This is a genomic window from Methylobacterium sp. ME121, assembly GCF_000974725.1.
In the GTDB taxonomy this organism is placed as follows: Bacteria; Pseudomonadota; Alphaproteobacteria; order Rhizobiales; family Beijerinckiaceae; genus Methylobacterium; species Methylobacterium radiotolerans.
The window spans coordinates 119743-142810 of record NZ_BBUX01000007.1 but is presented as its reverse complement, the minus strand read 5'-3'; the positions used below and the strand labels follow the sequence as shown (position 1 = coordinate 142810).

18 protein-coding genes are annotated in these 23068 nt (G+C 69.7%); 12 read left to right on the top strand and 6 right to left on the bottom strand.

Annotated elements, in window-relative coordinates:
- The 4 genes from ME121_RS08030 to ME121_RS08015 all read left to right on the top strand — a co-directional run.
- On the top strand, positions 1-198 hold a 198-nt coding region (locus ME121_RS08030), incomplete at its 5' end, for a hypothetical protein (RefSeq protein WP_491892828.1).
- Between the two features lie 7 nt (positions 199-205).
- Positions 206-1582 carry a response regulator gene (locus ME121_RS08025; protein ID WP_059408634.1) on the top strand — a complete coding sequence of 459 codons (1377 nt, stop codon included), beginning with the start codon at positions 206-208 and terminating at the stop codon, positions 1580-1582.
- A gap of 733 nt (positions 1583-2315) precedes the next feature.
- Positions 2316-2798, top strand: coding sequence for a nucleoside deaminase (locus ME121_RS08020; RefSeq protein ID WP_012321704.1), 483 nt, complete (start codon positions 2316-2318; stop codon positions 2796-2798).
- Between the two features lie 87 nt (positions 2799-2885).
- Entirely contained in the window at positions 2886-4274 is a 1389-nt protein-coding gene (locus tag ME121_RS08015; RefSeq protein ID WP_059408633.1) for an FAD-binding oxidoreductase, read from the top strand.
- 12 nt (positions 4275-4286) lie between these two features.
- Here ME121_RS08015 and ME121_RS08010 read toward each other — a convergent pair whose 3' ends face one another.
- The gene (locus ME121_RS08010) at positions 4287-5384 is read right to left on the bottom strand and encodes a DUF4272 domain-containing protein (RefSeq protein WP_059408632.1); all 1098 of its coding nucleotides are present in this window, start codon (positions 5382-5384) and stop codon (positions 4287-4289) included.
- 678 nt (positions 5385-6062) lie between these two features.
- Between ME121_RS08010 and ME121_RS08005 the strand changes: the two genes are divergently transcribed.
- From ME121_RS08005 to ME121_RS07980, 6 genes are all read left to right on the top strand, one after another.
- Positions 6063-6380, top strand: coding sequence for a hypothetical protein (locus ME121_RS08005; RefSeq protein WP_408902467.1), 318 nt, complete (start codon positions 6063-6065; stop codon positions 6378-6380).
- A gap of 58 nt (positions 6381-6438) precedes the next feature.
- A complete protein-coding gene (locus tag ME121_RS08000; protein ID WP_059408631.1) occupies positions 6439-7617 on the top strand; it encodes an efflux RND transporter periplasmic adaptor subunit in 1179 nt (392 codons plus the stop codon).
- A gap of 148 nt (positions 7618-7765) precedes the next feature.
- A complete protein-coding gene (locus ME121_RS07995; protein ID WP_059408630.1) occupies positions 7766-10954 on the top strand; it encodes an efflux RND transporter permease subunit in 3189 nt (1062 codons plus the stop codon).
- A gap of 204 nt (positions 10955-11158) precedes the next feature.
- Positions 11159-12082 (top strand): DUF6662 family protein, encoded by a 924-nt coding sequence (locus tag ME121_RS07990; protein WP_029359910.1) that lies wholly within the window; start codon positions 11159-11161, stop codon positions 12080-12082.
- 534 nt (positions 12083-12616) lie between these two features.
- Positions 12617-13348, top strand: a complete 732-nt coding sequence (locus ME121_RS07985; RefSeq protein WP_012321697.1) for a Crp/Fnr family transcriptional regulator — start codon at positions 12617-12619, stop codon at positions 13346-13348.
- Between the two features lie 4 nt (positions 13349-13352).
- Positions 13353-13784, top strand: coding sequence for a DUF6894 family protein (locus ME121_RS07980; RefSeq protein WP_012321696.1), 432 nt, complete (start codon positions 13353-13355; stop codon positions 13782-13784).
- Between the two features lie 270 nt (positions 13785-14054).
- Here ME121_RS07980 and ME121_RS07975 read toward each other — a convergent pair whose 3' ends face one another.
- Entirely contained in the window at positions 14055-16412 is a 2358-nt protein-coding gene (locus tag ME121_RS07975; RefSeq protein ID WP_024828583.1) for a bifunctional diguanylate cyclase/phosphodiesterase, read from the bottom strand.
- A gap of 979 nt (positions 16413-17391) precedes the next feature.
- Between ME121_RS07975 and ME121_RS33445 the strand changes: the two genes are divergently transcribed.
- Together ME121_RS33445 and ME121_RS33440 are read left to right on the top strand one after the other, a co-directional pair.
- On the top strand, positions 17392-17835 hold the full coding sequence (locus ME121_RS33445; RefSeq protein ID WP_127992176.1) for a hypothetical protein: 444 nt from the start codon (positions 17392-17394) through the stop codon (positions 17833-17835).
- Between the two features lie 34 nt (positions 17836-17869).
- On the top strand, positions 17870-18121 hold the full coding sequence (locus tag ME121_RS33440) for a hypothetical protein (RefSeq protein ID WP_133250910.1): 252 nt from the start codon (positions 17870-17872) through the stop codon (positions 18119-18121).
- A 247-nt stretch (positions 18122-18368) separates the two neighbouring features.
- On the opposite strand, the gene ME121_RS07965 is transcribed toward ME121_RS33440, so the two are convergent.
- From ME121_RS07965 to ME121_RS07950, 4 genes are all read right to left on the bottom strand, one after another.
- Entirely contained in the window at positions 18369-19580 is a 1212-nt protein-coding gene (locus tag ME121_RS07965) for an acyl-CoA dehydrogenase family protein (RefSeq protein WP_012321692.1), read from the bottom strand.
- Positions 19581-19975: 395 nt separating this feature from the next.
- On the bottom strand, positions 19976-21637 hold the full coding sequence (locus ME121_RS07960) for a saccharopine dehydrogenase family protein (RefSeq protein ID WP_012321691.1): 1662 nt from the start codon (positions 21635-21637) through the stop codon (positions 19976-19978).
- Positions 21634-22353, bottom strand: coding sequence for a DUF4166 domain-containing protein (locus ME121_RS07955; protein ID WP_058606340.1), 720 nt, complete (start codon positions 22351-22353; stop codon positions 21634-21636). Before ME121_RS07955 ends, ME121_RS07960 begins: the two co-directional genes overlap by 4 nt.
- A 55-nt stretch (positions 22354-22408) precedes the next feature.
- Entirely contained in the window at positions 22409-22966 is a 558-nt protein-coding gene (locus tag ME121_RS07950) for a GbsR/MarR family transcriptional regulator (RefSeq protein WP_012321689.1), read from the bottom strand.
- Positions 22967-23068: the final 102 nt, after the last annotated feature.

The following is a 23068-nucleotide window of genomic DNA, read 5'->3' as shown; positions in this document are numbered from 1 at the left end:
GCCCCGCCGCCGGGCCGGCGCTACCTGGGCGTCGCCGAGGCGCCGGACGGCGGGCGCGGGCCCCAGGACGCGGGTCCGGCCGCGCTGCGGCAGGCCTCGATCGGCGCACCGCCCTCCATCCAGGCCGAGGCGAGCGGCGCCGACCTGCCACCCGAGGCGCTCCGCGGCCCGGTCGCCCGGACCGGGATCCGCCCGTGAGGATCGCATGACCGACCGTATCCTGCTGGTCGAGGACGATCCCGGCTCGCGCGACCTGATCGGCGCCCTGCTGGCGGCGCGCGGCGACGCGTTCGACTGCGCGGCCGACGGGTTTCTGGGCCTGCGGCTCCTGAGCGAGCGCCGCCACGCCGTCGTGCTCATCGACTACCACCTGCCCGAGATGGACGGGTACGCTCTCGCGCGGCTGATGCGCGAGATCGTCGGCGCGCAGGGGCGCGTCCGCCTCGTCGGGATCACGGCCGACCGGCACGGCCTGGCGTCGCGCCGGGGCGCCGACGCGCTGTTCGACGCGATCCTGGTCAAGCCGGTCGAGCCCGACCTGCTGTACGCGACGCTCGACCGCCTGCGCGCGCCCGACGCGGCGCCGGACGCGGCGTCGGACGGGCCCGCGGGCGTCGCACCGGACCCGTCGCCGAGGCCCGCCGACGAGGCGCCGGCCGAGGCGCTGTGGCGGCGGCGCGGCCTCCCGGGGCGCCCGCGCGCCGCCCTGTACCCGGATCTCGGCGCCGAGGCGGCCGCCGCGGTGGGCCACGCCTTCCGCCTCGCCCCCGTGGCGGAGGCCGATCTCATCCTGATCGGCGCGGCGGAGGGTCTCGCGCAGAGCCGGGCGCTGCCGCCGGGAAGCCCTGGCCACCTGCTCCCCACCGTCGATCTGACCGGACGTCTCGGCCACGCCTGCGACGCGACGTTCCGGGTGGACGATCCGGCCGCCTGGACGGCGCTGGCGCAGACCTGCCGCGCCTTCGCCGAGCGCCGCGCGGGACTCGCCGCCGCGGTTCGGGATTCGGACGATCCGGCCTGCCGGCTGCTCAGCTGGCTCCACGTCGGCGCCCGCAGCCTGCCCCTGTCGGCCGCCGAGGCGCCGGCGCCCATCCTGGCGGCCGGGCTGGTCCGCAGCGCCGCCATGGCGGCGATCCTGGCCCTGACGGAGCAGGAACTGGCCGCCTGCGTGCCGGCCGGAGGCGGGCTGGCGGTCAGCCTCACGCCGGCCGGGCTGTCGGCCGCGGCGGCCGGCCTCGCGGCGGCTCCGGCCGCGCGCCCGGCGCCCGATCCGGAACCTGTCCGCGACGCGGCGCGGGTCGAGCGCCTCCGCGACGCGATCGGCGCGGCCGAGGTCGCGCGCCTGACCGGCGACCTGCGGGCGCGCCTCGAGGCGGCGTTCCCGCCCGGAACCCCGCGCCCGACGATCGCCCAGGAGGCGCACGCCCTGATCGCCATGGCGGGCAGCCTCGGCTACACGCGCCTGGCGGCGGCGTGCCGGACCCTCGAGGCCGCCGTGACCGGCGGCTCGGACGAGGCGGACGCCCTCGGGCACGTCAGGGGCGCCATCCGCGACGTCCTCGCGGAGCGTCCGGCCGCCTGATCGCCCGCTTCCGGGACGCCCCGCGATCCGGGCCGGCACCAGCGACTGGAAGATCGCCCCGCGAAGCCTGGAGGTCCCGGACCGGTCGCGCCGTCGCCCCGCGCGGCGGCGCCGCCCCCTCCGACCCGGATCGCGGTGCCCTGAGGCGGGATTGCCCGGCCGTGACGGGACGGATTATTTCTTGTCCGTCCGTCTCAGCCGGGGCGCCGCCGCCCCGATCGAGGGCCGCGGCCGCGGCCGCAACGCGCCGGATGTGCTGCCCGGATCGGCCTGCCGGCAACATTGATCAGCTATTCACGGCCGCTCTATTGCATTCTTGGACATTTACAATTCCACCGCGATCGATTGTCCGGAAGCGTTGACGGGGCTCCGTCGACCCTGTCTATCCTGTCGACAGAGACATCGTAGCCGCGCGTTATTGGCTGACGAACATGCGCTTCGCGGGACGCACGGTCTCAGCCGGACGTCCCGCACCGCGCCACGCCCCGTCGCCGATCCTGCCCGCGCAGATCGACGGCGGTCGCGTGCCCGTCGCGGCCGACACCGCTCGGCCGTACCGCGCGGCGACGTTGCTCAACCCGACGGCAATGTCGGCCGGCCGATCCCGAGTCGTTAAGCACGCCTTGAAGTCTAGTGCGGTTCGACACAACAAACGGGATCGCCCCTCGATAAGCAAGTCTCCGCGGTTCACAGTCTCGATCAGCCGACCCGTTTCGCGACGACAGAGGTTCCAATGTCTGACAACCACGAGAAGTTCATGGCCCGGGCGATCGCCCTGTCGGAGAAGACGTCACTGGTCGACAGCGCCGGCGGCGTGTTCGGCTGCGTGATCGTCCAGGACGGCGAGATCATCGCCGAGGGCGCCAACCGCGTCGTCGCCGAGAACGACCCGACCTGGCACGGCGAGATCGAGGCCATCCGGAAGGCCTGCAAGGCGCAGGGCAGCTTCAAGCTCCGGAACGCGACGCTCTACACCAGCGCCGAACCCTGCCCGATGTGCATGGCGGCCGCCTACTGGGCCGGCGTCAAGAACGTCTACTACGCGGCGCAGGTCGAAGACGCGCTGGAGTACGGCGGCTTCGACGACAGCATGATCTACGCCGAACTCAAGAAGGATGTCGGCGAGCGCTCCATCCCGACCCAGCAGATCATGCGCGAGGAGGCCGTCGAGGTCTGGAAGAAGTACGCGCAGAAAGCGGACCGCGTCCCCTACTGAGGGCCGGATCGCGAGATCGGCCGTCCTGTTCCGCCCGCTCAGGCCCCCTCGCCCGAGCGGGTCTCCCCGCCCGCGCAGTGCCTGGACATGAATGCTGAGAGCCTGAGGACGGTCTGCAGAGGCCCGGTCATCGACGCGGGCGACCCGCAGTTCCGGGACGCCCTTCACGGGAACCTGTGGAACAGACTGATCCCGGACCGGGCACCGCAGATGATCGTCAAGGCGGCCGACGAGGACGACATCGTCGCCACGGTGACGTTCGCCCGCGCGCACGGCCTCAAGGTGGTCGTCCGCGGCGGCGGCCACAATTGGTGCCAGCCGACCCTGCGCAACGGCGGGATCCTGATCGACCTCGGGAGCCTCGACAAGATCCTGGCGATCGACGTCGCGCAGCGCCGGGCCGTCATCCAGCCCGTTCTCAGCAACCGCGACATCCAGAAGGCGCTCAACGGCCACGGCCTCGCCTTCCCGACCGGCCACTGTCCTCAGGTCAAGGCCAGCGGCTACTTCCTCGGCGGCGGCATGGCCTGGAACCCCACGGTCTGGGGCTACGGGACCGAGAGCCTCGAGGCGATCGAGCTCGTCACCGCCCAGGGCGACTTGATCCGGGCAAGCGAGACCGAGAACCCGGACTTCTTCTGGGCCGCGCGCGGCGCAGGCCCGGGCTTCTTCGGGATCGTCACGAAGTATTTCCTCAAGCTCCACGCGCTGCCGAAAGCCATTCACGGGAGCGAGTACTTCTATCGCCTCGAGGACGCGCCGGCCATCGGCAGGTGGCTCGGCGAGGCGGCGCCGACGATCGCGCCGAGCGTCGAGCTGACCCAGTTCCTCGTCAAGGCGCCGCCCGCGCTGGCCGAGCAGGCGGCGGCCCAGAACGGCTGGGTCTGCATGGTCACCGCCACCGCCTTCGAAGACACACCGGAGGCGGCGCGGCGCGCGCTGGCGCCGCTGGACGGCGCACCGGTCGCGCCCCTGTCGCGCGCGCGGGCGACGCCCCTCGACTTCGAGCAGCTCTTCGACGCGTCCGGCGCGCTCTTCCCGGAGGGCGTGCGCTCCCGGGTCGAGGCCACCTACTCCAATCACTGCCCCGGCGCGCTGATGGCCGCCATCCTGCCCCTGTGGCGGAGCGCGCCTTCGGCGACCTCGGTGTTCCTGTCGACGATCTTCTGCGGGCCCGACGTCCCGGGGCCGCAGCGGGACATGGCCCGCTCCATGACCTCGAAGGTCTACGGCGGCCCCTGGACCATGTGGCGCGAGGCGGACGACGACCAGGCCAACGCCGCGTGGCATCAGGCGGTGATCGCCGCGCTGAAGCCGTTCAACATCGGCTACTACATCGGCGAGACCGACACGGTCGAGCAGCCCGAGATCGTCGCCCAGGCGTTCACGCCCGAGAAGTGGCAGAGGCTGTGCGCGCTGCGCGACAAGCACGATCCGGACCGCGTGTTCTTCGACTACTTCGACGGTCTCCGCTGAGCCGAGGTGCGGTCACGTCGGCGTGTCGATCGCGTCCCACGGCGTGTCGCGGTCGTTCTGGAAGCCGGTCAGCCAGTTCAGCGCGACGTGACGCTCCGCCACGACGTCGCCGTTGAGCCCCGCGGGGGCCACTCCCGTCTGCCGCGCCTGCCGGACGACCCAGTGCTCCCGCCACGCGCGGTCCAGCGCCTCCAGGATCTCGCCGGGCGGCCGCAGGCGCGCGACATCCGCCGCGCCCGCGTCCTGCGCGAGCGGCGCGACTGCCCGCCAGAGCGCGTCCACGTCGGCCGCGGCGTCGCTGTCGGCGATCCGGGCCGCGCTCGCGCCGAGCGCCCACAGCAGGGTGTTCGCGGCCTCGTAGCGCCAGGAGGCCGCCGCGGCGTCCCTGGGGTCCGCCGCCTCGATCCGGGCGCGCTCGGCCGGCGACAGGGAAGCGAAGCCGGTGGGATTCAGCGCCCTCTGTCCCGGCGCGATCAGCGTCGTGCCGGCGCCGAAGGCCTGCCCCCAGGCGGCGATGTAGAGCAGTGCCAGAGCCCGCCGGAGCACCTCCGCCGGTGGTCGAAGTGCCAACTCCGCCTCGCCGAGCGCGGGGGGCATGCCGGCCGGCGGCTTCGGGTCCAGGTTCCCCAGCCGCTCCAGGGTCCGGGCGCGGCGCGCGACGGCGTCGGGCGGATAGGGCAGGCGCGCCGCGGGATCCGTCTCACCCGCGGCCGACATGAGGAGCGCCATGTCGGCCGCGCGCACCGAGCCGTCCGGCAGGAAGAGGACGGCGTTCGCCGCGAGCGCCCAGGCCTCGACGCGCGGCAGATCGGACGCGGCGACCGCGAAGCTGACGTGGTTGCGGACGCGCTGCAGGTGGCGCCACAGGTGGTAGCGCAGGGCGGTCATCTGGCCGTCGCCCCGTCCCATGACGTAGCCGATGAACCCGTCGAGATGCGGCTGCAAGGCGGGGTCGGACAGGTCCCGACGCCCGTTCGGCTCGTGGGGGAAGGCCAGCGCGGGCAGGTCGCGCACGGTCGCGTAGGCGTTGACGAGAAGCGGCTCGTCCGGCGGCGCCTCCGCCGCCGGTGCCGCATCGGCGCGTCCGAACAGCCGCTTCAGCAGATTCATGTCTCTCCCTACCGGTCTTCCCGTGAAGCGGCGCCGTCGGGTCTGCGGCCGCGGAAGCGGGCGCGCGCACAGTGAGGCGGGCGCCCCGGCCGGGCAAGGCGCACCGCGCGCCCGGACGATCCTCCCCCAGCCGGCCGCGCCGGCGCCCGGCGAACGCTCACCCGAACGGCCCGGGCGCCGGGCCGCGGACGCGAGCCCGCCCGCTCCGCGCCGGAGGCGGGGCCCTCGTCGCCGGCCTCACCGGGGGCTTCTTCGTCAGCGCAGGCCCGGCGCTGGCCGACGACACGCCGACGACACGCCGACGACGGCGTGCGCGGCCCGAACGATTGTACAGTCGCCCCGCGCGCACGCTGAACCGATCCAGTGCCCGGGAACACGCTTATAATTTATAGAATAACCTTTTCTCTCTATCGATCTTACGTATCGGGCGGATATCGCAGATATCGCCTCGCCGATATGCCGGTCGCCGGCCATGTTAGGTAGTATGCGCCGGTTGATAACAATTTTTGTTGCGACAACTTGGCGGCGAGCTATGCTACCGATACAGGATAGGCAGCCGAATCGAGTCGGTCTTGCGTATCGAACCTGTATTGCCGCAGGGCACGGCAACCGTTCGGGGCTGCCAAAACACGGATCGACCGGGCTACCCGGTCGAGGCGACGCGCGGGTGTGCCGATCATGATGTTTGCTGTCCCCGCCCTGCTGTTGGAGCTGGCGTTGACGACGCCGGTCTCGGACAAGATGCCGGCCTTCGACGTTCGTGGCAGCTGCCGGGCGGCGACGCAGGAGATGACCCTCGATGTCGGTCGGCAGAAACTCTGCCTCCAGGACGAGGGATCGGCCCGCGCCGAGGTGGCCAAGAAGTGGTCCAGCTTCCCGGCGGTCGACCGGACGCGCTGCGCGGCGGAAGCCCAGCTCGACGGCCTGCCCAGCTACGTCGATCTGCTGGAGTGCCTGACCCTCGCCCGGGAAGCCAAGGCCGAGGACGGCCAGTAGCCGCGGCTGGACCGAGGCCGAAGACCGTCCCGTAACGCTCTCAGGTTGAGGGTCGACCGTGCCGATCGTGTTTCAGCTCCCCGGATCCCTCCGTCTCCTCACCCTGGCCGCCATCGCGGGACTCGCCGCCGGCTGCCACGATTCGAACCAGTACGTCCCGCCGCCGCCGCCCACCGTCTCGGTCGCGCAGCCGGCCATGCGCACGGTGACGCGCTACTTCGAGCTCACCGGCAACACCAAGGCCTTCGCGGCCGTCGAACTCGAGGCGCGGGTCCAGGGCTTCCTGGAGGCGATCACCTACAGGGACGGCGCCGTTGTGAAGAAGGGCGCGCCGCTCTTCTCCATCCAGCGCAACACCTACGAGGCGCAGCTCAAGCAGGCGCAGGGCGCCCTGGCGGCGCAGCAGGCCACCCTGGCGAACGCCCAGTCCGAGTATCAGCGCCAGTCCACGCTGGGCCGGCAGGAATTCGCCTCGCAGGCGCGCGTCGAGGACGCGAAGACCAAGCTGGACCAAGCCAGCGCCGCCCTCATGGAGGCGCAGGCCAATCTCGACATCGCCACCATCAATCTCGGCTACACGCAGGTCTCGGCGCCCTTCGACGGCGTGGTCACCAACCACCTCGTGGATGTCGGGGCGCTCGTCGGCATCAGCGGGCCGACCAAGCTGGCGCAGCTCGTGCGCATCGATCCGCTCTACGTCTACTTCAACGTCAGCGAGCAGCAGGTTCTGCTGGTCAAGCAGCACCTGCTCGCGACGCAGCGGACGCTGGGCGACCTGTCCAAGATCCCGGTGGAGATCGGCTTGCAGACCGAGACCGGCTATCCCCATACCGGCAAGCTCGACTACCTCGCGCCGCAGGTCGACCCGTCCACCGGCACGCTGATGGCCCGGGCGCTCATCGAGAACGGCGACCACGCGCTCCTCCCGGGCCTGTTCGTGCGGGTCCGGATCCCGGTCGGACGCCAGGATAAGGCCCTGCTGGTCCGCGACGACGCCATCGGGACGAACCAGCAGGGCAGCTACGTGCTCACGGTCGGGGCCGACGATGTCGTTTCTCAGCGGGTGGTGACGCTCGGCCCCCGGGACGGGCGCTACCGGGTGATCGAGACGGGGCTCGCGCCCGGCGACTGGGTCGTCACGGACGGCATCCAGCGGGCGATACCGGGCGCGAAGGTCGCCCCCCAGAGGGCGGCCGTGGCCGACGCCTCGTCCGAACCGGCGCCGCCCCAGCGGTGAGAGATCGGCCGCGGGACCCGGCCGCGCCGACGCGGCCCCGGGTCTGCGGCGCCGATCCTCCCCGCGCCCGGGGGTCGGCCTCCGCCAAAGCGCGTCCCGCCGATGCGGTGGGACGGCCCCTGAGACGCCGGCACCGAGGGCCTACGGCATGATCTCGCGCTTCTTCATCGAGCGGCCGGTCCTGGCCAACGTGCTGGCCCTGGTCATGGTGCTGATCGGCGCGGTGTCGCTGCTCAACCTGCCGGTGTCCCAGTATCCCAACGTCGTGCCGCCGACGGTCCAGGTCACCACCCGCTATCCGGGCGCGAGCGCCCGCACGGTGGTCGACACGGTGGCGCTGCCGATCGAGCAGCAGGTCAACGGCGTCGAGGGCATGCTCTACATGCAGTCGACCAGCGCGAGCGACGGCACCTACACGCTCACCGTCACCTTCGCGATCGGGACGGACGGCGATCAGGCCCAGGTGCTGGTGCAGAACCGCGTCGCGATCGCGATGTCGTCGCTGCCGCAGGCCGTCCAGGTCCAGGGCGTCACGACCCAGAAGAAATCCACCGCGATCCTGCAATTCGTGACGCTGTCGGCCGCCGACGGGAAGTTCGACAGCCTGTTCCTGTCGAATTACGGCGTCATCAACGTGCAGAACGAGCTGGCCCGCCTGCCCGGCGTCGGCAACGTCACGGTTTTCGGCGCCGGCCAGTACGCGATGCGGATCTGGCTGGACCCCGACCTCGTGCAGGCCCGGGGCCTCACCCCCGACGCCATCATCAACATCGTGCAGCAGCAGAGCCAGGAGGTCACCGCGGGCGCCGTGGGGATGCCGCCGGTCCCGGCCGGCCAGGACTTCCAGTACACCCTCAACGTCAACGGGCGGCTCAACAACGCCCCGGACTTCGAGAACATCGTCATCAAGGCGGACGCGCAGGATGGCGGCCGCATCACCCGCCTGCGCGACGTCGGCCGCGTCGAGCTCGGCGCGCAGACCTACAGCCAGTCCTTCACCCTGAACGGGCAGCCCGCCGCGGGCATCGGCATCTACCAGCTGCCCGAGGCGAACGCGCTGACGGTGGCGAACGCGGTCCGCACCCGGATGGCCGAGCTCGCCAAGACCTTCCCGTCGGGCCTCGTCTACGCCATCCCGTTCGACACGACGGAGTTCGTGCAGGCCTCGATCCACGAGGTTTACAGGACGCTGTTCGAGGCGGCCGCCCTGGTCCTGATCGTCATCCTGGTCTTCGTCCAGGACTGGCGCGCCATGCTGGTGCCGGCGACGACGGTGCCGGTGACGATCATCGGCGCCTTCGCCGCCATGGCGGCGATGGGCTTCAGCGTGAACCTCTCGACGCTGTTCGCCATCGTGCTGGCCATCGGCATCGTGGTGGACGACGCCATCGTGATCGTCGAGGGGGTGTCCCACCACATCGACGCGGGCCTCTCGCCGCGGGCGGCGGCCGAGCAAGCGATGGAGGAGCTGTTCGGCCCGATCATCGGCATCACCCTGGTGCTCATGTCGGTGTTCGTGCCGGCCGCGTTCCTGCCCGGCCTGACCGGGCAGCTCTACAAGCAGTTCGCCCTGGTGATCGCCGCGACCGCGCTGATCAGCGCGATCAACGCCGCCACCCTGAAGCCGACCCAGTGCGCCCTGTGGCTGCGCAAGCCGGTGCCGCCGGAGAAGCGGAACGTGTTCTACCGCGGCTTCAACCGCGTCTACGGCGTCCTGGAGAACGGGTACGCCCGGCTGATCGCCAGCATGGTCCGGCGCAGCGGCCTGATGGTCGCCGCGGCACTCCTGCTGATCGGTCTCGCCGGATGGGGGCTCACCCGCCTGCCCACCGCCTTCCTGCCCACCGAGGATCAGGGCTACGTCCTGATCGGCGCGCAGCTGCCGGACGGGGCCTCGAAGGAGCGCACCGACGCCGTGATGCAGCGGATCAGCGCCCGGGCGAAGGCGACGCCGGGCGTCGACAACGTCCTCTCGATCAGCGGCATCTCGGTCCTCGACTCGAACGCCACCCTGCCCAATGCCGGCGTCGCCTACGTGGTTCTCAAGAACTGGGACGCCCGCGCCGGGGAGAAGGGCCAGGATCTGCGCAGCCTCTACGAGCGCTTCAACACGATGCTGGCGGGCGTCGAGGACGCCGACACCTTCGTGCTGATCCCGCCGCCGATCCAGGGCATCGGCAACGCCAGCGGCTTCACCATGCAGATCGAGCTGCGCAACGGCGACTTCGACTACCCGCTGCTGGAGAGCCTCGCCCGGACGATCGTCGCCGACGGGAACGCGCAATCCGGGCTGCGGAAGCTCAACACCTCGTTCCGGGCCGGCGTGCCGCAGATCGCGATCGCGGTGGACCGGGTCAAGGCCGAGGCCCTCGGCGTGACGGTCGGTCAGGTCTTCTCGACGCTCTCGAGCTACGTGGGCTCGTCCTACGTCACGCAGTTCAACAAGTTCGGCCGGACCTTCCAGGTCTACGTGCAGGCCGCGCCCGATTACCGGCTCCGTCCCGAGGACGTCGAGAACCTGAAGGTGCGCGCCGGCAACGGCGTGATGGTGCCCCTCGGCACCGTCGTGGAGATCAGGACCGTGCAGGGCCCGTCCCTGATCAGCCTGTACAATCTCTACCCGACGGCGACGATCGTCGGCGGGGCGGCACCGGGCTTCAGCTCCGGGCAGGCGCTGGACCTGATGCAGCAGATCGCCGCGAAGGTGCTGCCGCCGGGCACGGGCTACGACTGGACGGCGATGTCGTACCAGGAGAAGGCGGTCGGCGCGCAGATCTACCTCGTGTTCGGGCTCGCCATCCTCCTCGTCTACCTGGTCCTGGCCGGCCAGTACGAGAGCTGGATCCTGCCGCTGGCGGTCCTGCTCGGCGTGCCGCTGGCGCTGCTGGGCACGGTCGGGGCGCTGCTGCTGCTCGGCGTCGCCAACAACCTCTACACGCAGATCGGCCTGATCCTGCTGATCGCGCTGGCGAGCAAGAACGCCATCCTGATCGTCGAGGTCGCCCGCGAGAAGCGGCAGTCCGGCCTCGACATCGCGGCCGCCGCCGTGGAGGCGGCGCGACTGCGCTTCCGCCCGATCCTGATGACCTCGTTCGCCTTCATCCTCGGCGTCCTGCCCCTCGTCACCGCCTCCGGGGCCGGGGCCGCGGCGCGCAAGTCCATCGGCATCACGGTGTTCAGCGGCATGCTCGCCTCGACCTGCCTGGCGGTGCTGTTCGTCCCGTCCTTCTACGTGATCCTGCAGCGCCTCGAGGAGCGCCGCGCGCGCGGGCGGCAGCCCGGGCCGGTCGCCGCCCCGCCCGCGGCCGGGACAGCCCCCGAGACCGGTCCCGCGTGAGCCGGAGCGCGGATACGGCTCACGCCCGACCGGCCCACGACCGGCGCCGCGGCCGCCGCGCGCCGCCGCTTCCTCCGGCGCGCGCCGCGCCGGATCCGCGGCCGGACCTTCGTCGACCCGCCCATACGGCACGCCCGGCCGTTGACGGCCTGGCATCGCCAACCCTATTAGATATAGCATCAGCTATAATGATGGGTCAGGGCTATGACGCACACCGGCACTCCGCGTCGACGCTCGGCTCCGGGATCGGTCCTGTGCGGCCTCGCCGCGGCGCTCGCGCTCACCGCGGCCCCGGCGCTGGCCCAGAGCCTGCCCACCGCCGCCGAGAACCTGACGCCGGGCGACCTCGACAGCGAGCATCTGTTCGGCTTCACCGAGGGCAGCGACCTCGGCGTTCCCGGGGAGGCGGAGCTGGAATGGGAGACGAGCGGGCGCCTCGGCCGGCGCGTCGCCCGCTTCCTGACCGTGGACAGCTCCCTGGCCCTGAAGGTGCCGCTGACCCACGATTTCCGCTTGGCTCCGGGCGTCACCTTCAACGCCTACGACATCGGTGCGCCCGGCACCCCGACCCGGACCACGGGCGGTTTCAACGGCGGCTTCCTCGAGACCCGGCTGCGCCTGCTGGACCGCCGGGCGGCCGCCTTCGGTCTGACCCTCAACATCGTGCCGGGCTACGGAACCGTCGACGGCGGGTCGGGCGTGCCGGCGCGCAGCTTCGGCACCGAGATCGGCCTGCTGGCCGACCGCGAGATCATTCCCGGCAAGCTGATCGCCGCCGTCAATGTCGGCTTCGCGCTCTCGACGACGCGGCTGACCGCGATGGACGCGCCCGTGCGCGGTTCGGGGATCGAGGTGGCGGGGGCACTGGCCTACTGCGTCCGGCCCGGCCTCTTCCTCGGCGGCGAGGCACGCTATGCCCGGACCTACGACGGTCTGGCGCTCGATAGGTTCGCGGGCGAGGCCGTGTATCTCGGGCCGACCGCCTACACGACCCTGTCACCCCAGGCCTGGGCCTCGTTCACCTGGAGCTTCCAGGTCGCCGGGCGGGCGACGGGCGAGCCCGGGCCGCTCGACCTGTCGAGCTTCGACCGCCATCAGATGCGGTTGCGCGTCGGATACAGCTTCTGATCGCGGCCTGCGGGCTTCACGGAGGTCACGGACGGGCGCCGATACAGCGGGAGGACGCCGGTCCTCGAGCGCTTTGAAAGAGAGACTGGCGGAGAGGGGGGAGAATCCCCCACGTGAAGCCGGTTACGGCGCCGAGCCCTCGAATGCGCGAGGCTGAGACGGGCCCCCGCGGGCCGGCAGACCCTGTGGAGGCGAGCGGAAGGCGGCCCAGGGCGCGCTTCGCTCCGATGCCGTCTGTTGGCCTAGGGCTCATCGATTCGATCAGGGCGGCGCGATGTGCCCGCACGTCCGGTCTGGAGACCGGGCCGCTCAGCGCGTGCCGCCCGCAGTGGGACGCGGAGATCGACTCACCGCCCGCCGGCGGACGTTCCGCCCTCCACCGTCCCGCGCCGCAGAAGCTTCCATTTCGCGCAGCGCCGTCCGTACGATTCTGCCCTGTGCCTCGCCGGCATTGACCGGCGACGCGCCAGCACAACTTGCGCTGGGAGATCGAACGATTCTGACTAGATACCGACGGCGGAATGGTGCCTCCTCATGCTGGATCGTTTCCTCCGCAGGCTGGCATATGGTGCAGATCTCACCGCGGAGGATCGCGCCTGCCTGAATCGCCTTCTTCGACAAACGCGGGTCGTCGAGCCACGCCAACAGCTCGTCGCGGAAGGCGATGCAGTCCAGCGCGTTCTCGTCATGCTGGAGGGCTGGGCCTGTCGGTCAAAGCTTCTCGCCGATGGTCAGCGTCTCATCACCGACTTGATCCTGCCCGGTGACATCAGCCACGTGCAGACGAGCCTGCTCGGTTACGCCGATCATTCCGTGACCACGCTGAGTGCGGGCCTCATCGCGGAAATCAACCCGGCCGAGATCGCAGAGGCGGTGCAAGGTCGCCCGGGTATTGCCCAGGCCTTCCGCTGGTCCTCGCTCCAGACCGACAGCATCTTGCGCCAGTGGCTCATCAACAATGGCCGCCGCTTGGCGGCCCCGCGCCTCGCTCACCTGATCTGCGAGATACAGGCTCGGCTACAAGCTGTTGGCGTGCCAGTCGAAGATGGTTTTCCCTGGCCGTTGCGACAGGAAGAATTCGCCGACGCCGCGGGCCTGACTCCCGTGCACGTCAACCGATCGATCCGCGTGCTACGGGATGACGGGTTGATCGTGCTGAAACAGCGCTGGATGCACGTGCCGGATCCAGAGCGGCTTGCAGCCCTCTGCGACTTCAAGCCAGACTACCTTCATCTCGCCCCCGCGCGGGCGATGGTGATGCGCTGAGACGATGCCGCTGTTCTACTTCCACCTGCGCACCCCCAGGAGGCTGGAGCGGGATACGGACGGGCTCGACAGACCGAGTTTGGAGGCCGCCTACCTGGAAGCCTGCCGGGCGATCCCGGATCTGTGCGTTGATCTCCTGCACGAGGGCACCGCCCCCCTGGCCTGCGCGTTCTTGATCTGTGATGCCGCGCAGACTGAGCTGATGGAGGTGCCGTTCAACGAGCGCCTTCACGACGGGCGCAAGTCTGAGCGGGCCCCCCAGGCCCCTGACCTATCTCCTTCGGCGCAGGTGCGGCATGGACGCGCGATGGTGGCTGAGATGCGGGCTCAGATCGCCGAGATGCGAGCGGACGCCACAGAGATGCGAACAGCCGTGGAACGGAGCCGCGTGCTGCTCAAAGAAACGGAGAACGCTGCAGCAAAGCCGTTGCGCTGATTGACGGCCCAAGCGCCCGCCGAGCGCGAATTCCGGTACATGGACCTTTCGCTTCTTACCGAGCGATCCTTTGAAAGCCTGACGGCAGAACCTTCCCGGGTCCGCGTTGGGTCAGCGGCGGTCCCTACAGCCATGCCGGCATGGATGCATCCGCTCTCCGGAAGCAGACAGGCTTGCCCCCCGGAGCGGCTCCCGTTTCCGCCCCTATCCGGCCGCCGCCTACGGCTCATGCGCACTCGCGAAGCGGACGCTCATGGCTCGGTCGCGAAGCTAGGCCGAGAGAGCCATCGGCACAGTGCTGTCCACCAATCGCTGCGGCCGTCCAATGAGGTAGCCCTGGATCGCATCGCAACCAATCTCGCGCATGAGGGCGAGCTGCGACGGCGTCTCTACGCCCTCGGCTTGCAGCACGACATCCAGCGCCTTCGCGATATGCATGATGCCTTTCAGCACCGCCAACGAGTGACGGTCCGTCTCGGCCGTGGCTACGAAGGAACGGTCCACCTTGATGCGGTCGAGCGGAAAGTCGCGCAGATGAGCGAGCGACGAGTAACCCGTGCCGAAATCATCCATCGCGACCGTCACGCCGAGGCGGCGGATAGCGGCCAGGATCTTGGCGATCCGAGGGCCGTCCTCGACGATCGCTGTTTCCGTGAGTTCGATCTCCAAACGCTCGGCCGGCAGGCCACTTCTGGCCAGAGCCTGCGTGAGATCAGACAAGAGCTGCGGAGAGCGAAACTGAACCGGTGAAACGTTGACCGCGACGTAGACATCGTTCGGCAATCGCGCGGCCTGCCGGCACGCCTCCTGCAACACCCAGGCTCCGATCGGGATGATCTGCCCGGTCTCCTCTGCCAACGGAATGAACCGGGCCGGCGACACGGCTCCGAGCTTCGGGTGATCCCAGCGGATCAACGCCTCGTAGCCGATGATCCGGTCGTCGACGAGGGCGATCACCGGCTGAAAGGCCAGATACATCTCTCCCCGTTCGATCGCGGCACGCATGTCCGTTTCCAGCTGAACCCGATCGGCGACGGTCCTCAACATGTCGGGCGTGTAGCAGCTCGTTCGACCTCGACCCTGGCGCTTCGACTCGTAGAGCGCGATGTCCGAGAACTGCATGAGTTCGATCGCATCCTGCGCGTCATCCGTGCAGCACAGACCGATGCTGCAGCCGATCGACACAGTCAGGTCGTCGATCCCATACGGCAGGGCCAGTGCCTCGATCACCGCGGTGGCGACAGCCATGGCCTGGGTCTGATCGCCGTAGACCAGCACCGCCATCTCGTCACCGCCGAGCCGGGCTACGAAGCCGTCCGGTCCCGCGATCGTCCTCAGCCTGTTGGCGACCTGGATGAGGAGCTGGTCGCCGACCACGTGACCGTAGGTATCGTTAACCTGCTTGAAACGATCGAGATCGATCAGCAGGAGCTTGACGACGCGCTTAGGTGCAAAATCGTGCTCCAACCGTGCACTCAAAGCGCGTCGATTGGCGAGCTTGGTCAGGGGATCGCAGAAGGCCAATTCCGCAATCCGGCGCTGCGCCTCGCGCTCTTTGGTCACGTCGTCGAAGGTGACGACATTGCCGCCGTCCTCGATGGGGCGGATCTCGACCTGTAGAACGCGGCCGTCCTCCAGCGGGTAGTCGATCTGTTTGGAGTTCTTGACGCTCCGCCAGTCGTCGACCCGCCGGCGCGCCGCCTCTCGCCGCTCTGCGGTCCAGCCGTGACGATAGCCGACAAGGTCGATGATCTGATCGATGGTCATGCCCGTAAGATCGACATCGACAGGGATGTGATAGATCTCCAGGTAGCGCCGGTTGTACAGGCGCACGCGTTCAGCCGGGTCCAGATACAGCAACCCATTCGACATATTGTCGAGAGCGGTTCTCAGAATTGATGAATGGGCACGCTCTTGGGCGTCGAAGCGTCGTGCCGCGAGGATCGTCAGGAATGCCCCGAGGAAGAGGACAGCAGCGCCTCCCGTGGTCAAGATGCTGAGCACGATATTTTCGTTCGGCAAGCCGCGATAGCCCTGGATGGGCACCAGCGTCGTGCCGGCAATCGCGACGAAGTGAGTACCGGTGACTGCCAGGGTGAAAAGAGCGCAGACCACCCAAGGCGTCGCCAAGCGTCGCGGCAGCCCACAAACCAGCGCGAGACTGCAAGCACCGATACCTGCGGCCAGAACGTTCATGACCGGCGAATGGGTCTGCTGGCATCCCTCGAGCGCTGCCATGCCGGCGTGATGCATCGCGCCGATACCGAACCCGGCGGCCGCGCCAGCCAGGGTCCGGATACGCCAAGACGGAAAGAGCCTCGCCAGGGCCAGCGGCAGCCCCACGACCAAGATGGCGACCAGCGCCGAGAAGATGGTGGTCGTGTCATCAAAGCCCAGCACCATATCGGGCCGGTAGCCCAGCATGGCGACGAAATGGGTTGTCCAGACGCCCAAGCCGGCCACGACTGCCGTTCCCGCCAGCCAGCGGTACCGCTGAGCCAGATCGGCCTCGCTGATCGTGCGCATGAGTGCGGCGACCAGCCACCCGGCCACGAGGCAGATAGCAAGAGCAGTGAAAACAAACGCGCGCGAATGGTCGGCGGCTAGACCGGCAGCACCATAGATCATGTCTTGCCTGTACGTGCCGCCCCCTGAAGTCGGTATGAAAGAAGACGATGAAAATACCGTTCATAACAGGCCCGGCCTTGAGCCTGACATTCCCGTCACGCCTCTCCTGTCCGAAACGGCGGCCTGGGTCGCGGACGGCTGCCACGGCTACGTCCGCCTCGGTGCATCCGAACTCTCGAAGCGGACGGGCAGGAGTCCCCCCGAACTGCCGTTCCGGAAGCGACCGAGGCCGTGTCAGAACGCGTTGCTCGTGGCCGGCAGCGTCGCTCGGCAGGACGATGACGGCGGCGCGGTCGGCCAGGTCAGGCTCGAACGGCCTGGATGAGCCAGGTTGTGCCGAACAGGCGGATCATCCGATTCACGTTGTAGGCGAGGAGTTGGGTCCGGTCGGGCCCTCGTGGACGACCTCATGGGCCACGACGAGATGAGGCTCGCGGGGTCGACGGCACTCGGTTGAGATGGCCGTAGAGGTGGAGCTGCGGAAGCGTGGCCGGATCATAGGCAGGCCGTCCCGTCGCCGCGGGCTCGAAGCGGGTGAAGCCGGGACGCCCAGATCGCGTTCCTCGATGAAGACCTCGATCACCCGAACCGGATTGCCGGCGGTGACGTCGTCATCCAACGGACTGGGCGACAACCAGGACTGCCGACGGTCCTGTCCTTCGACGAACCGCCCCGTGCTGGCCTCCGCAGGCAAGGCCGAAAGTCTGTCTCGGGAGGGACTCTCGACACAGCCTCGGCCGCAAGCGGATGACCGCTTCGAAGCAGATCCTCTGGAAGAGGCGGATCGCTCCTGCGGACCCGTGCCAGCCATACGGACGAGCATTGGCGCTGCCCAGAAGCGGACACTCGTCGGCTGCCCGGCAACTCGGACAGGGGTAACAAGCGGGCCTCGAATGTTCGCCTCGAAGCAGCCACCGCTCGATGAGCGAATTTGACGACTCATTCTAGGAGTTGCATGAAGGCGCACAGGAACCGCGCAATGGTTGAAATCGAAACTCGCTTCTCACAACTCCGGGCTTCGGTTGAAGCGACCATAACCCGTGCCCGGGAGTTGCAGGCGGTCAGTCTTGCATTGCGGCAGCGTCTTTCAGCGATACGGCGAGAACTGAAGGAAGTATCTGACCATACTCAGAAGACGCTCAAGGCAGTGCGTCTCCACCGTGCATCGCTGCGCGCTGAGCCAGCCAACCAGAACGGATCCGAACCAGCGCCATCCGATGCTGTGCTCAGAGCGATATCCATACTCGGGCGCGACGAGAGCGATCTCGAAGAGATGACCGACGACCTGATCGCGGCCTTCAAAACTGCGAGCGCCGTGGGCGACGATGACGGACGAGCATTGTTCGCGAACGCCCTCATGCTCGTCGGCCGCCATCTCGCTACGCAGGTCAGCCCCAAGGCTGCGGGCGTGGTCATGAACTAGGGCCAGCGTGGCGTCGCGATGGCATAGGTTTGTGATGGAACGCGAGACACCCACCGCCCGCCTCGTCCAGCGGATTGCCGCTGAGCTCGGTGTGCCTGTCGCCTCCTTATACGATCAGGCAGGATCTCCATCCTCCGACAGCGACGCGATGCAGAAGGCTGTTGCGGCGCTCCTGAGCGCATTCGCTGCGGTACGTGACCCCCATGAGCGTCAGCGCTCCGTCGCGGTCCTGACCGCCGAAGCAGAGCGTCTCCGCGACCTGCCGGATGCCAGCGACAAGGCGTAGGACTTCGGCAGCGTCCGACCCTGCTCCGAACGTCCTCACAGCTCCCTAAGCGTCGTGATCGGCTCCCGCGGCTATGTCCGCACGAAGGCATCCGCCAGCCGGAAGCGGGCGCGCCGATTTCACCGAGCGACGACCCCGATGTCTGGTCGGCGCGGTCGCCGCGACGGGAAAAGGGGACCGCGCGCTCCCGGCGCCGCCGAAAGCCGCGCGTGTTCCACAATATTCAGAAGGGATCTGTCGCCTCTATCTAGATGAAAGGTGCGTCGGCCTCGAGGCTCAGGAGGATACGGCCAGGCGGCACGAGCATGCGGTCCTGATACTGCATGTGCTGGCAGGTCGCGTACACATCGCGCAACTGGCGCGCGAACGGCAGCGCCTCGAGAACGGCGGAACTGCCCGCCGCTTCGTACATGCTCGTGACCACCTGCTTCCCGACGTGGCCTGCGTACCAGCAGGCCTGCCGAATCTTGGCCTGCCACGCGGGGGTGACCGGGCGGCCGTTCTCGGCTTCAGACCAGAGACCGGAGACCGTATCGCGGGCGAAGGCGCGGGCGGCGCCGAGACTCGTCTCCGCGCGCGCGACCGCGACCTGAACGTCCTCGCGAAGTCGCAAGGGCACCTTGCCGCCATGCGGCGTCTTCGTCTGCGCGAGATCGATCAACGCGTCGATCGAGGCCCGAGCGAGGCCCAGCGGAACGCCGGCGGCGGCAATCGCGGCCGCCGATGCCATCGGCAGCATGTAGAGCGGCTCCCTATCGTGCGGCATCATGATGCGCGCGCCGTCGACTGTCCGCGCGTCCGGCACCCAGATGTCGGTGCAGACGACGTCGTGACTCCCGCTGGACCGCAGCCCACCGGCGTTCCAGTTGCCGACGACCTCGACGTCCCTCGAGGCCATGAAGACGCCCCGCACAGACGGCCGCCCGTGCGCGTCGAGTTTCGGTTGTCCCCCTTCGATCTCGAGACACATCAGTGCCGAGACCGAGCTGAAGCGGCAGAAGCTCGCCCAGGACCAGCGTCCGTTGATCCGCCAGCCGGCCCCGTCGCGAACCGCCGTTCCCGTCGGCTGGCCGCTGCCGCTGCCCGCGAACTTCTTGCCGGCGGGCATGAGCGCGCGCATCGCGTCCCGATCGATGAGGTCGGCGAAGCGTGACGCGCCCCCGGACGAGATCGCGGCGCACCAGGCAACCGAACCGTCGAGTTCCGCCAAGGCCTCGATGGCGGCGAGAACGCGCAGCGGATGGGTCTCAGGACCGCCCAGGCCCCGGGGGAGCCAGAGTTGTGTGAGACCGGCGTCGATGAGCGCCTCCGCGACCGGCTCCGGCAGGTCCGGTCCGACAGCCAAGGCCGACCGGTGCTCCGCGATCAGAGGCCGAAGTGTCTCGACAGTCGCGAGCAGCGCCGCGTCCGGATCTCCGGCCCTCGCGGCAGGGGCAGGCGAGGATGCTACGACGTTCATTCTCAGACCTCTCATCCGTCCGAGATGCATATTAGATTCGGCAATCGATCTATTTCGTGTCATTCGGAAGATCATTCGGTTACGGTTGTAACCTGGAATTCTGGCAGCTGGGGACGTCGATCGGATCTGACACACTCGAGCGCACCATCGCGGCGACCCTTGATCTAGGCGCGGGGCCGATCCGCCGCGATGATGCTTGGATGATACGGGCGCGCGATCTCGGGATCGCGATCAGGTCCGACGTCCCTCGGAGGTCCGCGTCCGAGACGGCGTGATCCCGATGGCGCCCGGACAGCTCGAGCCCGCGGCAGAGCGTCGGCACCCGGAGCTCCCGAGAGCTCCTCCCGCGCGCACCGCGGGCCGCCCGCAGTCTCCGGGATGGAACGCGTGTCGGCTCATGCCGCGAAGCCGGAACGCTCGCCCGCGCGGCTGTCGGTGGCCAACCACCCCGCGTAGTGGACCATCAGCCCGACGAGTGGCAGGACGATCGATACGTCGAAGTGGAACAGCTCGGCCTCTTCCCACTCGCGGGCGGAGGCGCGGGGTGCGAAGGCCAGCGGAAGCGGCAGGCGGGCAACCGACCAGCCGCGCAGCACCATGCGCAGCCCATCGCCGTCGCTCGCGAGGTGGAACCGGAAGCGGAACGGGCCGAACCGTTCGACCACGCAGCCGCGCTCTTCGAAGAACGCGCTCGCGAACCGGCGACCGGAGAACGTCCGCGTCCAGCGTTCCACTCCGTGCCTCTCGCTGAAGCCGACGTGGACGGCATGTTCGCCCGTGGCCGGAAACCCGAGCAGCGCGGCGAGGGCTCGCGCGATCGGGTGACGGCCGCGCGTCACGACGGCGCGACCATGCGCCCCTGCCTCGCGCAGGACGCCGTGCAGGGCCGCGACGCGCGGGGCGAGCTTGGCGAAGCGCGGCCCCATGACGGTCGCGTAGAGCGCATCGGCCTGGACCGACTCCCGCACGTCGTGACGGATCGACAGGCCCGCGAAGCTCGGCTCGAAATCCGTCAGATCGAGCAGGGTCCCGGCGTCGCGCGCGCCGGGGGCGATCGAGCCGGCCAGGATCCGCTCGGCGAGGATCGCCGCCGGCAGCACGGGGATCTCCGGGCCGTGACCGTCGGCCGCGAGGAGCGTCCAGCACCGCTCGACGCGGCGCCCATCGGCCGAGCCGAACATCCGGACGACCATGCCGGACCGATCCGAGCCCCGGCGGGCGGTCAGCTGCTGCGCCAGGAGGAGACCGCCCGCGAGCGTCTGCAAGGAGGGGATCCAGCGCCAGCGCACCGGCCAGCTCGCACACCAGAGGCCGATCACCTGCAGCGCGCGATCGGTCCCGGCCCTGAAGCTGACCGCCGGCCGGCCAGGAAGCCGACCGGGCAGGAGTTCGAGGTCCGGGACGTCTGCCAGCGCCAGCCAGCGGCGGCCGAGGGAGGAGCCGTCAGACAGGGCGAAGCGTTCGCGCCGCAACTCCTGCCAGCCGATGGCCACCGACCAGCGCTGCCCGCGCCAGAGCCGGATCGGCCTGCCCACGTAGCTCAGGATGGCCGCGGCGACCGACGTTCCGGCGGTCGCGCGGTTTGAGGCGCTGATGGCGATCTCGACGGCGCTGACCGCGTCCATCCCCTGGGCCAAGCGCCGCGCGGCGGCACCGGACAGGGCCGGGACGCTCGACGCGCCGGCCAGGATCGCGACGCCGGCCGCTCGCGCGGCGTCGTCCAGCTCGCCGATGCCGGCCACGAACGCGCGGCCGTCCGCGAGATCGAGATAAGGGATCGCCGCGGCGATGCAGGCCCGGGGCAGCTCGTAGCCGCTGCCCTGGAACGGGCCGGCCGCGTCGATCACGAGGTCGGGACGGACGCGCTCCAGCACGGGCGCGACCGCCCCGCCGCGGTCGGCCTGGAGGGGTCGGCACGGCGGATGGGCAGCGCAGAACGCCTCGGCGCGCGCGAGGCGCCGGCCGGCGACGACGACCGCGTGCCCGGCGGCCGCGAGCCGGCGCGACAGGCGCGCACCGAAGCCGCCATAGCCGCCGAAGATCAGGATCGTGCTCACGCCCCGCCCTCCTGCGCTGCCGGCTCAGCGTCCTGGAAGATCGCTTCCTGGCGGATCAACCGCCCGAACCAGGGATGGACGATGTCGAGGATGAAGCGGAAGGCGTCCGCTGGCGCGTCCGGGGCAGCATCGGCATGCGTGACGGTGATCGCACCGGGGGTGAGCCAGCCCGGCAGGTGCAGGCGGAGCCCGAGGCAGTCGATGAAGTAGCGGTGGCTGCGAAACACCAGCGCCCCGTCCGCGACCGCGACGGTCAGGGTCATACCGACGCCGGCGCCGACGTGCTCCTCCAGGCCGGTGGGGCCAGCGAAGCGCTTGGCCGAGTGGATCACCTGCGGGAAGCCGGAGGCGCGCGCGTACAGCCGCGTCCAGATCTGACCGCCCCCGTCCGGATCCTCGGTGACGGTGACGACGCCGGCACGGCCGGTCCCGCGCTCCAGGGGGAGCGGGGCGCCGACGAGGCGCGTCGCCTGCGCGACGAGCCAGCCGACGCGGCTGACGCGCATCGCGACGACGTGGCCGACATAGACCGCGCTCGCCCCCTGCGCCAGGCGCTTGCCGAAGCGTCGGCGCACCGCCGGCGACAGGCTCGCCCACGCGCGTTCCGGGATCAGCGTCCGGAAGCGCAGGTCGAGGAGGTCGCCCGGCCCGTCGAACGACGGCGCGGTGCGGGTCTCGCGGGACGGCCCAGCATCGGCTCGACGGACGCTTCCCATCGCGGTCACCTGATTCCTCGATCGTTCGGGCTCTCTGAGCGCGATCCTCGGACCGTCACTCGGTCTTGGCCGGCAGGAACTTCACGATCCGGGCGCCCATCCGGATCAGCTTGGCCAGCGTCCCGCGGGGCACGTTGAGCATCTGGCCGTACCAGCGCTCCATCGACTCGGTGAAGTCGAGCATCGCTTGCAGGCGCCGCTTGGCGACCGCCCCGAGGGCCGGGTCCGCGTTCGCCTCGGCGACGCAGGCGCGCAGGGCCGCGAGGGCGGGATCGATCTCCCGCTCCTTGCGGCCGGCGGCGATGCGCGTGACCATCTCCCAGAGGTCGGTCTCGGCGACGAAGTGGTCGCGGCGCTCGCCCATCACCGGCACGCGGCGGATCAGGTTCCAGCCGAGCAGCTCGCGCAGCGAGTTCGAGACGTTCGAGCGCGCGATGCCGAGCAGGCCGGCGATGTCCTCGGCGGTGAGAGGACGCTCGGAGAGGTAGAGGAGCGCGTGGATCTGCGCGACGGAGCGGTTCACGCCCCACTGGCCGCCCAGGTCACCCCAGTGCAGTACGAAGCGCTCGACCGCGGCGGGCAGGGGACGCGTTGCATCTGTTATTTCTGTCATGACAGAAATAACAGACCTAAGTGACGCCCATGTCAAGCGGTGGGACCGGGGGAAGCCGATGCCGCGGCTCGGCCCGGAACCGCAGCCCCGGAGAGTCACGGC